Raw genomic sequence first — 14357 nt, forward strand, 5'->3', positions numbered from 1 at the left:
GGGCGGGCCATGAGCATCTGCGCCGACGCGCTCCCCACCGTCGCAGCCCCGCTGCGGCGCGAGCGTGTGCGGCCCGTCCTGCTGCTGCTCGTGGGCCTTGCCGGGGCGTTCGTGTTCATCGAGCCCTCGCCCTACGAGATCATCTCGCTTCTGACCTTCACAGTGTTCGTGGCGGCGGGCCTCAGCCTCAACCCCACCCACATTCCGCTGCTGCTGCTCGTCATCCTCTACAATGTCGGCTTCACACTCTCGCTGCTGCAGGTGCTCGGCGAGGACAAGACCGGCATGTGGGTGGCGGTGTCGTGGTATCTCGGCGCGACGGCGCTCGGCTTCGCGCTGGTGATGGCCGATGAGACGTCGCGGCGGCTGCGCTTCCTGCTCGGGGGGGTGATGATCGGCGCGGTGGTGGCCGCCGTCTGCGGCATCGCCGGCTATTTCGGCGTGCTCGCCGATCTCTTCACGCGCTATGGCCGCGCCCGCGGCACGTTCAACGATCCCAACGTGTTCGGCCCATTCCTGGTGCTGCCGGCCGTGCTGTGCGTGCAGCGCAGCCTCGCCGGCAGTCCCGGCGCCATTCTGCGCAATGTCGCGGTGCTGGCGGTGCTGCTGCTGGGGCTGTTCCTCAGCTTCTCGCGCGGCTCCTGGTTCATGTTCGCCGCCGCCGCGACCATCGCGGTGCTGCTGTCGCTCATCACCACCCGTGCGACGGCGGAGCGCGCGCGCATCATCCTGCTGGCGGGCGTGGGCGTGGTGTTCGTCGGCGCGCTGGTGGTGGCGGCACTGTCGATCGATGAGGTGGGCACGCTATTCCGCGAGCGCGCCTCGCTGACCCAGAGCTACGATGCCGGCCCGCTCGGCCGGTTCGGGCGGCACATCCTCGGCGCCCTCCTGGCGCTCGACCATCCGTTCGGCATCGGGCCGCGCCAGTTCCACCTCTATTTCGTCGAGGATCCCCACAACGTCTATCTCAACGCCTTCCTGTCGGGCGGCTGGCTCTCGGGGCTCGCCTACGCGCTGCTGGTGGTGATCACCGTCGGCTTCGGCTTTGCGACGGTGCTGCGGCCGACGCCGTGGCAGGGCGCCTACATCGCCATCTACAGCACCTTCGTCGCCATGGTGCTGCTCGGCTTCGTGATCGATTCCGACCACTGGCGGCTGTTCTGGATGCTGCTCGGGCTGGTCTGGGGCCTGACGATCGCGACGCGCGCGCAGACGCCGCAAAAGGGAAATCGGCTCACTCCGGCTTCAGGTGCAGGTCGCTGAAGCGAACCGCGGTGGCATTGCTGAACACCGCCTTGGTGATGCCCGTGGCGTCGCCATTGGCCACGGTGACGATCACCTTGCCCTTGGCGTCCAGAAACTCGATGACGCCGTCGATGACCACGGTGCGGGCGCCGATCTCGCACTCGAAGGGCAGCACCCGCTCGCCGCCGAGGTGCCGCCACTGATTGCCGAGCCGGGTGGCGCCGCACACCAGCTCGGCCGGATCAACCTTCTCCTGCGCCACCATCGCCTCCAGTTGCTCGGCCAGCGCGGGCACGGCGCGGGCGTGCTCCAGCACGTCCGAGAACGGCAGCGAGCCCCCGGCCACAGCGCCCGCCGCGCTGAAAAGCCAGGCGCCGAGCGCAATCGCAGCGATGCGCAGCCGCCTGCGAGCGCGCGCCTCGTCTCCACGCCATTCCGTCTGGTGCATCGGGCAACCTTTCGCGGTCTCATGCGGTTTCCGGTCGATCCCCTCGGGAGGCCGGACCACAAGGTTAGGCCAATAGCGGGCGTTTGATCAAAGTTTAGCGGTCGGCAAAACCGAATGTTCGGGTGTTTCCGTTATGTAAGCTGCACCAGCGTCGGAGACCGGAGCCTGCCCCAATGCCCCAGTTGTGGTTGACCTACGAGGAACTTGCGGCCTTCACCAACCAGACGCCGGAGAAGGCGCGCGAGGGCGTCATCGCCGCCGCGTGGGACCGCCGGCGCTGCCATGATGGGATGACCCGCGTGAAGCTGCCGCTGGCTTTCATGGCCGACTGCATCTGCCTGATGGCCGAACGGCTGCAGCGCAGCGACAACGGCTTTCCGGAGGCCGGCTCGCAGGCCGCCCGCATGGAATGGCTCGGCCGCCGCCTCAGTGAATCCGGCATGACGGTCAGCATCGCCGATACCTCCGCCGAGCCGCAGCCGGCCGCCCGGCCGGACTCGCGTCAGGCCGCCTGACGTTACGGCGGCCGCGCGGTCGCCCCCGCCCGTCCGGCGCTGCCATGGGCGCGCACCATACCGGCCCGGCTTGCGGAGGTTTCTCCCGCGCGCCCGGAGCCGGATCGCGCGCCAGAGTTGATAACGCCGTTGTCGGCTTTCGCGAACTTCCCTAGAGCCTCCGAGCTGACGAAGTCAGCTCGGAGGCTCTAGAACTTTGTTTTTTACGCATTTTCTTTCGCGCAACCGGTTCCCACTTGGGCGGAAAATGCTCTAGTCTGTGTTCCGCCCTGCCCACAATCCCCGGGGGATGACGGTGGGGCGGCGGATGGCGGGGCGGGCGTCGCGCATGGTCCAGAAGCACGTATGGCTGGTGCTGCTTGCCGTTCTGGTCGTGTCGGCGACCGTGCTGCGCGAGGCGCTGCTGCCGTTCGTCGCCGGTGCCGCCGTCGCCTATGTGCTGAACCCGCTGGTGATCCGGCTGGAGCAGCTCGGCGTGAGCCGGCTCGGCGCCGCGCTCGGCATCTTTACGGTTATCGGCGTGATCATGGTGGGGCTCGTCGTCGGCGCCGGCCCGGTCGTCGTCGAAGAGCTCAGCTATCTGGTCGAGCGGGCGCCATCCTATTTCCGCCAGCTCCAGGCGTTGACCACCGCCGACCAGGACCGGCCGTGGCTGGCGCGGGTGATCGGCGACGGCTTGGGGCAGGCGGAGCAGGCGTTCTCGGAATTCTCCTCGGCGGCGGTAAGCTCGGTCGAAAGCTTCCTCGGCTCCGCATGGTCGGGCGGTGAGGAGCTGATCTCGGCGCTGTCGGTGCTGATCGTCGTGCCGATCGTCGCGGCCTACTTCATCAAGGATTGGGACCGCATCACCACCTTCCTCGACCGCTGCGTGCCCGACGCCCACAAGGAGACCGTCCACACGCTGGCCCGCGAGATCAACGACAAGATCAGCGGCTTCATGGTCGGACAGGCGACGCTGTGCCTCGTGCTGGCGGCCTTCTACGCGATCGCGCTGAGCCTGATCGGCCTCAATCACGGCCTGATCGTCGGCATCGGCACCGGGCTGCTCAGTTTCGTGCCCTATCTGGGGTTCCTCACCGGCCTCGTCGTCGCCACCCTCATCGGGCTGGCCCAGTATTGGCCGGACTGGCCGCTGGTGCTGCAGATTCCCGTCATCTTCCTGGTCGGCCAGACCATCGCCGACTATGTGCTTTCGCCCTATCTGCTGGGGCGCCGGGTGGAATTGGGGCCGGTGTGGGTGATGTTCTCGCTGTTCGCGTTCGGCAAGCTGTTCGGGCTGTTCGGCCTCGTGGTGGCGGTGCCGCTGGCGGCGGCGATCGGCGTCATCTTCCGGTTCCTGACCAAGATGTATCTCGAAGACCCCGAGGCGGCGGGCCTGACGAGCGCCCCGGCGCCCGGCACCGAAAACGGCACCGGGGGCGGCGCCGGCACGGGGGGGCTAACTCTTTGAATTATCGCACTCTCTTTCGCAAGACCGATGCCCGCTTCTGCGGAGAATGCTCCAGGGTGCTCCAGCCGATGCGCAAAGCGGTTCAGAGTGCGATTCAACGCGAGCAATTCCGCCGGTTCGAAGGCATGATCGAACGCGAATTCGGACAACCCCGCCTGTCACGGGCGAAGTTAAGAACCATGTCTCGGCCGAACCAAGGGACCGGATTATGACGAACTGGAACGCAGACGATGCTGCCGACGACGCCGCGCCTTCATTCGGGCGGCGGCTGATCTTCCGCGAACTGCCGTATCTGGCGGTGCTGGCGCTGTCGATCTTCGGCGCGGCCTATACCAGCTTCTCCGGCACGCCGCTGCGCGGCTACTGGATCGCGCTGGGGCCGATCATCGGCCTCGTGTGCATCCTGTCGCAATGGCGGGCGGCGGGAGACCGGAAGGGCCGGCTGCGGCTGATCTGGACCCAGATTCTGCACTGGGGCGCCGTCCTGGGGGCCATCGAGCTGCTGTCGATCGCCGACGTCTCCGACATGATGAGCGCGGATGCCACGGCACTGTCGACCCTGACCATTCTGGCGCTCGGCACCTTCACCGCCGGCATCCATATCGCGTCGTGGCATGTCGCGCTGGTGGGGATCGTGCTCGCGCTCACCGTCCCCGGCATCGCCTGGCTGGAAGAATCGGCGCTAATGATGCTGCTCGTCGCCGTCGCCGTGATCGGTCTGGTCGCGCCCTTCATCCTCCACAGGATGCACAGGAAACAGGACGCATGAGGCGGTTTCCGGCTGCCCCCTTGGGCACGCTGGCAACGGTCTCGCCGAGAAGCCCATCGCCGATGAGGATTTCCCGGCACCTCGCATGCGGGTCTCCGGCCGGATCGGCCGGAAACCCGATCCGACGGAAGCCCTCCTGAAACCGGCACCGGGGCGGCGGCGCAGTTTTCCAGATCCGGTGTTGTGCGAGCCGCGCCGGCCCCTTGCACCGCGCGGCTTGGCGGCGTAGAGGTGTCGGCCTTCGGAGCGTAGCGCAGCCCGGTTAGCGCACCAGTCTGGGGGACTGGGGGTCCCGAGTTCAAATCTCGGCGCTCCGACCATTTTCCCCTAAAACGTCAATGGCTTGGCGGGGTTCCGAAAATTCGGCCCGCCGGCCGGACATGAACGAAACAGAGACAAAATGCCGATGTCGGGACCAAAAGTCCCGACGCGAGTCCCGACGCTGTTCCGCGTTCGTTCAGGTGGTGGAATCGCCTGCCCGCCGGGCCGGGACGGCTTCCGGCCGGGGCGCCTCGGCATCCAGGGCAGCGCGCACGTCGTCGAGTTGGGCGTGGGCGTAGAACTTCGCCGTGGTCTCGATCGAGGCATGCCCCAGCAGGCGCTGCACCAGTTTCAGGTTGCCGCTGGAGCGCAGCAGCCGTGTCGCCCTTGTGTGGCGCAGGTCGTGAAAACGGTAGTCGAGCCCCAGCGCCTTGGCCGCGCGCCGCCATTCCGACTTCAGGCCGGCTTCGGTGATCGGGTAGCGACGGCCGCGCACGCGATCGGGCTTCCGGGTCCGGCGGGCGGGATAGCTGAACACCCATTCCGGGTGCTGGCCGCGGCAGGTCGACAGGATGGCGGCGATTCGCGCCGAGATCGGGATGGTGTGGGGCCGCCCGCCCTTCTGCACCACCGTGATGGTGCCGGCCTGTTCGTCGACCTGTGACCACCGGAGCAGGCATTCGGCCATCCTCAGCCCGGCCGCCTCGGCGAAGGCGACGATCTCCCGGTATCCCTGCGGCAGCCGCTCGATGAGGCGCGCCTCGTCGGCCGCGGTGACCTCCACCACCAGCTCGCCGCGCTCGGCCAGGCGGAGCTTGGCCCAATCGCGCTCCCGAATCGCCGGCACCTCCCACACCCGGCGCGCCCGCGTCTCGATCTTGCGCAGCAGGTCGACCGTGGTGCGGTTCACCGTGGCATTGGAGACCAGCCTGGGCGGCGGCAGCTTCCTCTTGCTGGCATCGCGGGCGGCGTTGCGGACCGGCTGGCCGCGGCGCCTCGCCACCCAGGCCGCGATGTCGGAATTGGTGATGCTGGCGAGGGTACGGGTCGGGCCGAAATGGTCGATCATCGCCGAGAGTGCCGCCCAGGTGTCGCCGGCGCCCTTGTGGTGCTGGCCGACCTCGACCCAATAGCGATCGGCGGCGACATCGATGGTCAGGGGCGCGGCGCCCCGCAGCTGGGCGGCGGCGGTCTTGGCGGCGGCGATCTCCAGGGCCGCCTCGCGGCGCCTGCCTTCCTCTACGGCCTCTGCCTCTCGGCGAGACGTTGCGCCCGTCGAGCCGTGAAACCGACGACCACCGAGCTCGAAATCGTAGAGGTAGCGCCGTCGTCCCTTCGGCTTGTAGACGGACATGATCCCCCCTTCGGGACCGGCGGAACGTCGCGCCGCGTTCGGTTGGCGATGAACTCGGCCAAGTCCGCCTCGGCGAACCGGCGCCGCGGCCGTTTGGTGCCGCGCCCGGTCAGGACGTAGCGGATTTGACCGGATTTGACGTGCTCCAGCAACAGCCGCGGGGTGATGCCCAGCCGGTCCGCCGCTTCCTGGGTGGTGAGAAGGCGGTCAGACGGCATGGTCAGGCCTTCCGCGCGTGGAAACGCCGGCTCGGCTCTCGGTGATCTGGTTGGCCGCCTCCTTCGCGGCAAACCGAAATTCTTCGGTGATGATCTTGGCGACGCGCCGCATCGGCGCATCCTCGGTGAGTGTGCTCGCGACCCCATAGACTGCCGCCACTGCCATCACTCTCGGCAAGGTGAGCGCGATCTCGTGGGCCGCTCGACCGTGCTTGATTTCGATGTTCGACAACTCGACGGTCGCGACCAGAAATCCCTTCAAGAGGCGCAGAAAAGATGCCTCATCTGGCGTGAGGCTCGCCTCCGGCTGGTCAATGGTGCGACGTGCAACGTCAATGAATGCTTCGAATCCGTCGCTGCGTTGGCAATCACCTTGACGATCAAGCCATTCATTCAACGTCGGTAAGGGCTGACTGATGATCGAATGCTTGGTCATGCCCGGCTCCCTTGCCCGATCAGCGCCAGCAGCTGCCGGCCGCGCGGGGTCAGGCGAGCGTTGCGGTGCGTCACCTCGATTAGGTCGCGCCGCGCCAGCGCCTCGATGGTGCTGCGCTCGAACAGCCGGCCGTCGCCGGCAGAGGTGCGCCCGAGCCAGACGCGCCGCCGGGCCACCAGGGGCTTCACGCCGGCCAGCTGCAATGCGTCGAGCTGCGTCTTCGACAGATCGAGTTGCCGCGTCGCGACGCGGCAGACTTCGGGTCCGCCCACAAGGTCGAGGTCGATGCGTGTCGGCTTTGCCATGGTGGCGCTCATGGCGTTTTCCCGGTGGCAGGGTCTGTCTGCGCGCGTAGCGCGGCGATGGTGGCATCGGTCTCGGCCGCGAGCGCGCGCAGTGCTGCCGCTGTCCGCCCCAGCGCGGCGATCATGGCGGCGCCGGAGTTCGACCCCTGGTCGGCGGCTCCATCGGTGATCGCGGCCACGTCGGTGATCGCGACCCGTATCGTCCGCCTTGGCGCCGGTGGCAGGGACGCGACCTCGACGGCATCGATCCCGCCGACGTATTGCAGGCTATCGAGCCGCGCGACCAGCTGCATCCGCACCAGCACATCGGTGCCGGCGTCCAGACCGGCGATCTCCGCGCGGGTCATGCCGGCCTCCCGTAGCGACGCTGCAGATCGACGATGTCGCGCTCGACGCGGGCGGCGATGCTGCGGGCGGTGGCGGCGATCTCGGCCAGCGCGGCGATCTGGGCGGCCAACGCGTCGGATGCGGCGTCCGGGCTCTCCGCCGCCTCGAGCTGCGAAATGGCGGCCTGCCCGTGCTCGTGGACCTGCGCCCGCGTCCAGCCCAGGGCGATCAACTCGCGGTCGGTGATGACGGCGTCGGCGCCGCGGTCGCCGATGATGCGCCTGATGTCGGCCGCCATGACGTCGCGAATGCGGTGCGGTCCAACCAGTTCGGAACGGATGATGCCGGTGTCCGGAGGGGTGCGGTGCAGGCCGGCGCTGATGTAGCGCGCAGCATCGGTGGGGTTGGCGGCTGTGGACATGGGACCTCCTCAATTGACGTGACGGGAGCTAGGGTTACGGTTGTGCTTCAGTGAGCGACAACCGATGGGGGCATCCGTGAAGCGAGTGGGGGTAGCCGTGCTGCTGATGGCGGGGGCGTGCGCAACGCCGCATCAGATCGTCGACCGCAGCGACTTCTTGGCGGAGGCGACCCGCACCTATGCTGGAGAGACCCGCGAGCGGGTCATCGCCGCCGCGGAGACCGTTCTCAAAATCTCCGACCCGACCGATTTCGAATTCCGCCACACGATGAACGGCTTCACGGCGCTGCGCCGGTATGTCGTCTATGCCGTGATTGCTTCCGCGCAGGGGCGCGAGAAATGGGAGTTCCAGGTCGAGGCCGAGGGCGATCGTCTCAGGGCGTCGGTGTCCATATCGGAGGCCGGCGTGTCCCACGGCGGAAATTCGTCCACACCCTATGAAGGGCGGATGGCCAGCGTGCCGCTCTACCGCCTCTTCTGGGCGCGAGTGGACTACGTTCTCGGCAAACGGAGCGACTGGCTTACCTGCGATGTGGCCGCCGAGCAGGCAAAAGCCAATAATACCAATGCTGCCATCGCTCTTTCGGGACTGTGCGGCGCTACCAGTGACGGCCGCGATGCTCCGCCTCCGCCGCAGATGGAGCCGGTCAAACACTCGCCGCCGGCGGCCGCCTCGAAGCAAAGCCGGCAATGAAGCTCGTGCATGGGCACTGAAACAGTTCCCCCGATTGGGGGAGGCGCGGTCGTCCTGGTGCCGAGGGGGGTGATGCTCCGCGAGTTCGTTTAGCCCAGGTCCGAGCGGATCGGCGAAGCGGTGACCACAGTCGAGGAAAAGATCACCGTCGGCGTCCGCGCCGAGGTCGCCGATGATGCGCCTGATACCGGCCGCCATGACCTCGCGAATGCGGTGCGTTCCAACCGGTTCGGAACGGCTGATGCCGGTGCCCGGAGGGGTGCGGTGCAGGCCCACGCTCATGTAGGGCGCGGCAGAAGCGGCGGACGCAGACATGGTGCTCTCCTCAGTCGCTCAGTTGAGCGGATGACGATGGGCAGCGCCCTCAATTGATAATGGGCATTTGCCCGCTATGTCAACGACGATGGGCAAATTGCGGCAACGGGATTTGTGCGCGCAGGGCAAGCTGACCGCCCCGCGCGTGAGGTTCTTGATTTGTTCTGTACGTTAGGTCAGCATGATCGCCGCAAATTGGAGGCGAGCATGTGCCGCGTGACCCATTTTACGGTGCTGTCGTTCAATGTTGGCCGCAAAGGTCGGCTGTTCGAAGAGTCGCGGCGATTGGCATCGGAACGTGCGCAGGCCGAACGGCTCGCTCGAAGGCTAAGCGAAAGCAGAAAGGGCGTTGTTCTGCTGTCTTTGACGGGCGATCCGGATCTCAATGACTGGGATGAGCCGCAGATAATTGCGACATTTGGATGTGTTCCGGAGGATTTTTTGCAAATGAGTTAAAGCGACAAACGTATTAGCGTCTAGAATATTTTCCAACAACGCGATGACAAGTCGGCCAGTCAATCATGAACTCACTCCACTCTCTTGGAGGATTCCACTGACGCAAAATCCACTCAGTGCTCGTCCATGCAACAAGGTGTTTCAGTATAGCTTCGCAGTTCCCATCGGGAGGGTGATCATAAAGAACGACATCCTCGTTGCGGGCCGGCGGCAAACCAGGGTGTACCAGCGCCATATCGCCTTGGCGATATGCTGGTTCCATGGAGTCTCCAACGACAAGAATGCCATAGGCGCCTGACACGCCCTCAAGTATTGCTGGACGCTTAACAATTTCAACAGGCTCAAATGTTACGATTAGGTTGCCATTCCCACCCATCGCTGCTGCGTATATCGGAAAATCACGGACGGTAACAAGCTCTGTCCCGGGAAGAATTTTTGGACTAAAGCCTTTCTCCTTCTTCGGTCGCTCAACTGGCTTGGCCGGAATATCAGAAGTCAGCCATTCGGGTGGTTGGCCTAAAACAGCGGCAACCTTGATGAGATTTTCAAGCTTTCCTCGGCCTCGCTTGATCGCGTCTCGAACGTAGGTCTCTCCCAGGCCGGCCTTCAGCGAGACCTCCTTCATGTCGCGACCTTGGCGCGCGATCTCGTCCGCCAGCTTTTTCCGCCAATCTGCCATGCGTGGGAATTTGCCCACTCCTCTGCCCAGAGTCGATGGCGCAGATGCCCATTGACATGGCGGGCAAATGCCCATTAAGTCGCTCCCATGAGCGAGACCCAGAAGCTTCTGCGCGAAATCGAAGAATTCGTCCGCGTCTCCCCCATGAGCGAGACGACATTCGGCCGAAAAGCCGTGAACGACGGCAAGCTTGTGCCTCGCCTGCGCGCTGGCGGTTCGGTCACTCTCGAGAAGGCGGCTGATATCCGGAGATTCATTGCAGCGAATGCCGCGACCGTAGCGGGCCACTCGCCTGCCGTCTCCGCTAATCGCGACGCCGAGATTACCGGGGGCGCGGCATGACCAAGCTCCGCGAGCCCGGCTCGCCGCGCGCAGTGTTGCGCGCCCTTTACGACCAATGCGGCGGCGCGCGGCGGGCGGCCGATCTGCTGGGTGGCTCGGAAACCAGTCTGATCGGCGCGACGGATCCCGACAGCGACCGCGACATCGGCTGGCGCCGCGTGGTGCTGCTGACCCGGCATTTCCGCGCCACCGCCGCCGCCGAGCATTTGGCGCTGGCCGCCGGCGGCGTGTTCCTCCCGCTGGACATCACGCCGGGCGAACTCGGTCGCTCCGCCGGCCAGGCGGTGCGCGAGGTGGCTGATGTGGTCGAGCGCGTGTTGAGCGCGCAGGCCGACGGCGCCGTCAGCACCAGCGAGGCACGCGACATCCGCCGCGAGATTGACGAAGCGGTCGCCGAGCTGATGCGCGCCCGCGCCGCCGTCACCGCGATCATCGAGGAAAACCGCTGATGCTGTGGCGCCTGCACCTCACGCGGCCGGCCCGGACAGCGGCTGGCGGCGCACGACCTGCCAGAGAGCCCCTCCCCTCGGCTCTCGCCCCGGCGGGCGGCGCGGACATCCCCCCCGTGCCGCCCGTGCCGACCCACCTTCGGCCTGCTGGTTCCTCCCAGGCTTGGCCGGATCCGGAGGCGCATGGGGGCGCCTCCGCACCTGCGGGCGGCGTGGGGGCCATCGCCCCGGCTGCTGCGCCGCCCGCCTTTTCCGATCCCCGGCGCTGCGCGGATGTGCTGACCGGCGGCTGCGCGGCCCTCAACACCGTTCTGGGAGTCGACTGATGTTCGAGGTGAAGGCGGAACGCGGCGCCGTGGCGCTGCTGCGGGTGCGGCTGGATCCGGCAGGCGGACGGGCCGACCGCGACATGGTTGCCCGCTTGACACTGGAAGAGGGCGAGATTCTGCGCGGCGCATTGACGGCGGCGCTGGCCGAAGCGACCCGCCAGCACGTCGAGGGCCTGCGCGAGATGGAGCACCGGCTGGCGGCGGAAATCTCCGACAAGACGAGCCGGCTGGCCGATCTGCGGCGGCAGCTCGCAAACGCCAGTGCGCAGGCCGCCGAGCCGACGCCACCGCCTCCGGACACTGGTGACTGGCGCTGAGGAGCCGCGTCCATGCCGCCGAGGCAGAGAGAACCGGTCCAGCTTGGCCTGTTCGGCGCCGCACCGGAGGTGGCGAAGGCCGCACCCTCCCCGGCCGAGCCGGTTGACCTGCTGCTGGAGCTGCGCGGCGAGACCGTGTTGGCGATTGCCGTCACCACGCCCGGCGCGGCCTTCTCCGACAAGGTGTGGCTGCCGAAATCGAGAGTGTCCTTCACCATGCGCGGTGGCGCGGCGGTGATGGTGACGATGCCGCAATCGCTGGCGATCGAGAAAGGACTGGTGTGATGGCCACGTCGGCCGCCCTCGCCCGTTACGAGGAAGCGCGGCGATTGGTCGCCGAGTGCGCCCGCGTCGATGAGGCCAAGGACATTCGCGACCGCGCCGAGGCGATGCGGATCTATGCCCGGCAGGCGGGCGATCTCGAGCTGCAGATCAACGCCGCGGAAATCCGGGTGCGGGCCGAACGCCGGCTCGGCGAGCTGATCCTGCAGGCCAAGGACGCCGGGCAGATCAGCCGCGGTCAGCCGCCGAAGAATTGTGCCGATGAGGAACAATTCTCCCGCATCACGCTCGATGAGGTCGGCATCGATCGCAAACTGTCGTCGCGCGCCCAGAAGGTCGCCTCGATTTCCGAGCGGGCCTTCGAGGCGATGATCGACCGCATGCGCGGCGACATGGAACGCCACGGCGTGCGGGTGTCGCTCGATTTCGCGCGCGAACAGGCGATCGCCGAGCGCAAGGCCGCGCATGCCGCCCGCACGGTCGTCGGCGGCACGGTGGAGGATCTGCACCGGCTGACCGAGAGCGGCTTTCGCGCTGGCGCCATCCTGGCCGATCCGGCGTGGCATTTCGCGGTGCGGTCGGAGCGTGGCGAGGGCCGCTCGGCCGGCACCCACTACACCACCGACGCCTTCGCCGAGATGGCGGCGCTGCCCGTCGCCCAGCTTGCCGCGCCGGACTCCGTCCTGGTGATGTGGATGGTGGATTGGGCTCCGCGCCAGGCGCTCGACCTGATCGAGGCTTGGGGCTTCACCCACAAGACCTGCGGCTTCGTGTGGGCCAAGCAGACCGCCTCCGGCGAAGGCTGGCACTTCGGCATGGGCTACTGGACGCGGGCCAACCCGGAACAGGCGTGGCTGGCTACCCGTGGTTCACCGAAACGGCTCGATGCCGGCGTGCCGCAGCTGATCGTCGCGCCGGTGATGGAGCATTCGCGCAAGCCCGACGAAATCCACGACCGCATCGAGCGGCTGGTGGCCGGGCCGTATCTCGAGCTGTTCGCGCGGCGCGAGCGGCCGGGCTGGGTGAGCTGGGGCAACGAGCTGGCGTTCCGCATGCCGGCATCCTCCGGCGCCGACGACAGCTTCGATCCCGTAACCGGCGAAATCATGCCGGCAAACCCGGTCGACGGTCCCGAATGCGTGCGGTCCCCCGCGACGCCGTTCGCCGACCTTCCCGACATTCCCGATTTCCTGCGCCGGCGTCCGGCCGGCGACACCGTCAGGAGCGAGCCATGAAACAGTCCCGCGCGATGTCGCTGCTGGAGAGCATCGTCAACATCCTGGTCGGGCTCGGCGTGGCAATGGCCGCGAACGCGATCATTCTGCCGCTGCTCGGGTTCGCGATCTCGCTGCAGCAGAACCTGCAGATCGCCGCGTTCATGACCGTGGTGTCGATCCTGCGCAGCTACGCGCTGCGCCGGCTGTTCGAGGCGCTGCACATCCGCCACCCCATCTCGCCATTCATGCTGGCGGTGATGGCGGAGCGGCGACGGCAGATCGAGGTCGAGGGGTGGTCGCCGGAGCATGACGACGGCGTGTTGCCGGGCTCGCTGGCCGCAGCCGGCGCCAGCTATGCGCTGGAGGCGCCGCATCACCTCTCGGCCGGCGGCGCCGGACAATCAGCGCGACCGCCGGAATCCTGGCCGTGGTCGCGCGATTGGTGGAAGCCCACCGGCTTCCGCCGCGACCTCGTGAAGGCCGGCGCGCTGATCATCGCCGAGGGCGAGAAGTTCGACCGCAGGCGCGGAGACCGCAATGGCTAGCGCGGCACGAAGCTGTGCGCGCCACCGCTGGGGCGAGCCGCAACGCACGACCTACGAGACCGTGCGGACCTGCCAGCGCTGCGGACTGGAGCGCGTGACGCGGCACGAGCCCGACCGGCTGCCGTGGGTCGAGTTCCGCGCCCAGGGCGTGACCGCGATCGGCTACCGCGGCACGCCGCCCTGCGTGCCGCGTCGCGAGGCGGGGCCAACCTCCACCGGCGTTGCCCTGGAAGGGCGGCGCCATGGCTGAGCTGGTGCTGTCGCTGTTTCCGGGTATCGGGCTCCTCGACAGGGCGTTCGAGGAAGCCGGATTCTGCGTCGTGCGCGGACCGGACCTGCTGTGGGGTGGCGATGTCCGGCGGTTTCACGCGCCGGCCGGTCGGTTCGACGGCGTGATCGGCGGTCCGCCCTGCCAGGCGCATTCCAGCTTCGCCGGATTTGTACGGCAGGCGGGCCACACGCCAGCCTGCGACCTCATCCCCGAGTTCGCCCGCGTGGTCGAGGAGGCGGCGCCGGCATGGTTCCTGATGGAGAACGTGCGGTCGGCACCATCGCCGGCGACGCCGAGCTATGGGCAGACCCGGCTGTTGGTCAACGCGCGGCATGTTGGCAGCCCGCAACACCGCGTCCGCGCGTTCGTGTTCGGCCAGCGTGGCGCAGACGCGCCCCGGTTCCATGTCGAGACGGAAGCCCTCGAACCCTTCGACTGGTGCAACACCGTGCTGGCGAGCGGAGGCGTCAAGCCCGGCACCGAGGGGCGACGGGGGAGCCGGCGCGGAAACGAGTACGGCTATCACGGCGCGAAGGCGCTAGCGCATGCGCTGGAGGCGCAGGGGCTGCCGCCGGATTTTCTCGCCGAGGCGCCGTTCACCAATGCCGGCAAGTTCCGCGTCGTCGGCAATGGCGTGCCGTTGCCGCTGGGGCGAGCCATCGCCGCCGCCGTTCGCAACGCCGTGGCCGGAGGCGGCCCATGACCGCCGGCA

Annotated in this window: 23 protein-coding genes and 1 tRNA gene; 16 read left to right on the forward strand and 8 right to left on the reverse strand. The window is 67.5% G+C overall.

Annotation, left to right across the window (positions count from 1 at the left end):
- Nucleotides 1-9: 9 nt before the first annotated feature.
- On the forward strand, nt 10-1263 hold the full coding sequence (locus BLTE_RS10015) for an O-antigen ligase family protein (protein ID WP_126399994.1): 1254 nt from the start codon (nt 10-12) through the stop codon (nt 1261-1263).
- On the opposite strand, the gene BLTE_RS10020 is transcribed toward BLTE_RS10015, so the two are convergent.
- Entirely contained in the window at nt 1235-1693 is a 459-nt protein-coding gene (locus BLTE_RS10020) for a hypothetical protein (RefSeq protein WP_126399997.1), read from the reverse strand. The two genes, BLTE_RS10015 and BLTE_RS10020, sit on opposite strands and share 29 nt — an antisense overlap.
- Nucleotides 1694-1866: 173 nt before the next feature.
- Here BLTE_RS10020 and BLTE_RS10025 point away from each other — a divergent pair, with 173 nt between their 5' ends.
- From BLTE_RS10025 to BLTE_RS10040, 4 genes are all read left to right on the forward strand, one after another.
- On the forward strand, nt 1867-2208 hold the full coding sequence (locus tag BLTE_RS10025; RefSeq protein WP_126400000.1) for a hypothetical protein: 342 nt from the start codon (nt 1867-1869) through the stop codon (nt 2206-2208).
- A gap of 328 nt (nt 2209-2536) precedes the next feature.
- Nucleotides 2537-3658, forward strand: coding sequence for an AI-2E family transporter (locus BLTE_RS10030; protein WP_160140571.1), 1122 nt, complete (start codon nt 2537-2539; stop codon nt 3656-3658).
- A gap of 208 nt (nt 3659-3866) precedes the next feature.
- The gene (locus BLTE_RS10035; RefSeq protein WP_244599950.1) at nt 3867-4427 is read left to right on the forward strand and encodes a hypothetical protein; all 561 of its coding nucleotides are present in this window, start codon (nt 3867-3869) and stop codon (nt 4425-4427) included.
- A gap of 242 nt (nt 4428-4669) precedes the next feature.
- A tRNA-Pro gene (locus tag BLTE_RS10040) sits at nt 4670-4747 on the forward strand.
- 137 nt (nt 4748-4884) lie between these two features.
- Here BLTE_RS10040 and BLTE_RS10045 read toward each other — a convergent pair.
- From BLTE_RS10045 to BLTE_RS10065, 6 genes are read right to left on the reverse strand one after another with little or no spacing between them, the layout of a single operon-like run.
- Nucleotides 4885-6042 (reverse strand): tyrosine-type recombinase/integrase, encoded by a 1158-nt coding sequence (locus BLTE_RS10045; protein WP_126400005.1) that lies wholly within the window; start codon nt 6040-6042, stop codon nt 4885-4887.
- The gene (locus BLTE_RS18785) at nt 5928-6260 is read right to left on the reverse strand and encodes a helix-turn-helix domain-containing protein (protein ID WP_160140572.1); all 333 of its coding nucleotides are present in this window, start codon (nt 6258-6260) and stop codon (nt 5928-5930) included. The genes BLTE_RS10045 and BLTE_RS18785 overlap by 115 nt, the downstream gene beginning before the upstream one ends.
- On the reverse strand, nt 6250-6696 hold the full coding sequence (locus tag BLTE_RS18080) for a hypothetical protein (protein WP_160140573.1): 447 nt from the start codon (nt 6694-6696) through the stop codon (nt 6250-6252). Before BLTE_RS18080 ends, BLTE_RS18785 begins: the two co-directional genes overlap by 11 nt.
- A complete protein-coding gene (locus tag BLTE_RS10055) occupies nt 6693-7013 on the reverse strand; it encodes a hypothetical protein (protein WP_126400011.1) in 321 nt (106 codons plus the stop codon). Before BLTE_RS10055 ends, BLTE_RS18080 begins: the two co-directional genes overlap by 4 nt.
- Nucleotides 7010-7348 (reverse strand): hypothetical protein, encoded by a 339-nt coding sequence (locus BLTE_RS10060; RefSeq protein WP_126400014.1) that lies wholly within the window; start codon nt 7346-7348, stop codon nt 7010-7012. The genes BLTE_RS10055 and BLTE_RS10060 overlap by 4 nt, the downstream gene beginning before the upstream one ends.
- Nucleotides 7345-7749, reverse strand: a complete 405-nt coding sequence (locus BLTE_RS10065) for a hypothetical protein (protein WP_126400016.1) — start codon at nt 7747-7749, stop codon at nt 7345-7347. The genes BLTE_RS10060 and BLTE_RS10065 overlap by 4 nt, the downstream gene beginning before the upstream one ends.
- Nucleotides 7750-7846: 97 nt before the next feature.
- Between BLTE_RS10065 and BLTE_RS10070 the strand changes: the two genes are divergently transcribed.
- From BLTE_RS10070 to BLTE_RS10080, 3 genes are all read left to right on the forward strand, one after another.
- Entirely contained in the window at nt 7847-8443 is a 597-nt protein-coding gene (locus BLTE_RS10070) for a hypothetical protein (protein WP_126400020.1), read from the forward strand.
- Nucleotides 8444-8563: 120 nt separating this feature from the next.
- The gene (locus tag BLTE_RS10075) at nt 8564-8815 is read left to right on the forward strand and encodes a hypothetical protein (protein ID WP_126400023.1); all 252 of its coding nucleotides are present in this window, start codon (nt 8564-8566) and stop codon (nt 8813-8815) included.
- Nucleotides 8816-8965: 150 nt separating this feature from the next.
- The gene (locus BLTE_RS10080; RefSeq protein ID WP_126400026.1) at nt 8966-9214 is read left to right on the forward strand and encodes a hypothetical protein; all 249 of its coding nucleotides are present in this window, start codon (nt 8966-8968) and stop codon (nt 9212-9214) included.
- A gap of 13 nt (nt 9215-9227) precedes the next feature.
- Here the strand turns inward: BLTE_RS10080 and BLTE_RS10085 are convergent, their stop codons facing one another.
- Nucleotides 9228-9893, reverse strand: coding sequence for an XRE family transcriptional regulator (locus BLTE_RS10085; protein ID WP_160140574.1), 666 nt, complete (start codon nt 9891-9893; stop codon nt 9228-9230).
- A gap of 87 nt (nt 9894-9980) precedes the next feature.
- On the opposite strand from BLTE_RS10085, the gene BLTE_RS10090 reads away from it, so the two are divergent.
- The 8 genes from BLTE_RS10090 (at nt 9981) to BLTE_RS10125 (ending at nt 14348) form a co-directional block, all read left to right on the forward strand.
- Nucleotides 9981-10235, forward strand: coding sequence for a hypothetical protein (locus BLTE_RS10090; RefSeq protein ID WP_126400033.1), 255 nt, complete (start codon nt 9981-9983; stop codon nt 10233-10235).
- Nucleotides 10232-10684 (forward strand): phage regulatory CII family protein, encoded by a 453-nt coding sequence (locus BLTE_RS10095; protein ID WP_126400035.1) that lies wholly within the window; start codon nt 10232-10234, stop codon nt 10682-10684. Before BLTE_RS10090 ends, BLTE_RS10095 begins: the two co-directional genes overlap by 4 nt.
- 325 nt (nt 10685-11009) lie before the next feature.
- On the forward strand, nt 11010-11330 hold the full coding sequence (locus BLTE_RS10100) for a hypothetical protein (protein WP_126400038.1): 321 nt from the start codon (nt 11010-11012) through the stop codon (nt 11328-11330).
- Nucleotides 11331-11342: 12 nt separating this feature from the next.
- On the forward strand, nt 11343-11615 hold the full coding sequence (locus BLTE_RS10105) for a hypothetical protein (RefSeq protein WP_126400041.1): 273 nt from the start codon (nt 11343-11345) through the stop codon (nt 11613-11615).
- Complete coding sequence (locus tag BLTE_RS10110; protein ID WP_244599951.1) at nt 11615-12847, forward strand: MT-A70 family methyltransferase; 1233 nt, start codon at nt 11615-11617, stop codon at nt 12845-12847. Before BLTE_RS10105 ends, BLTE_RS10110 begins: the two co-directional genes overlap by 1 nt.
- Entirely contained in the window at nt 12844-13374 is a 531-nt protein-coding gene (locus tag BLTE_RS10115; protein WP_126400044.1) for a DUF7220 family protein, read from the forward strand. Before BLTE_RS10110 ends, BLTE_RS10115 begins: the two co-directional genes overlap by 4 nt.
- Nucleotides 13367-13624, forward strand: a complete 258-nt coding sequence (locus BLTE_RS10120) for a hypothetical protein (protein WP_126400048.1) — start codon at nt 13367-13369, stop codon at nt 13622-13624. Before BLTE_RS10115 ends, BLTE_RS10120 begins: the two co-directional genes overlap by 8 nt.
- Nucleotides 13617-14348: a DNA cytosine methyltransferase gene (locus tag BLTE_RS10125; RefSeq protein WP_126400051.1), complete on the forward strand. Its 732-nt coding sequence runs from the start codon at nt 13617-13619 to the stop codon at nt 14346-14348. The genes BLTE_RS10120 and BLTE_RS10125 overlap by 8 nt, the downstream gene beginning before the upstream one ends.
- Nucleotides 14349-14357 lie beyond the last annotated feature (9 nt).

The organism is Blastochloris tepida (assembly GCF_003966715.1).
Taxonomy (GTDB): domain Bacteria; phylum Pseudomonadota; class Alphaproteobacteria; order Rhizobiales; family Xanthobacteraceae; genus Blastochloris; species Blastochloris tepida.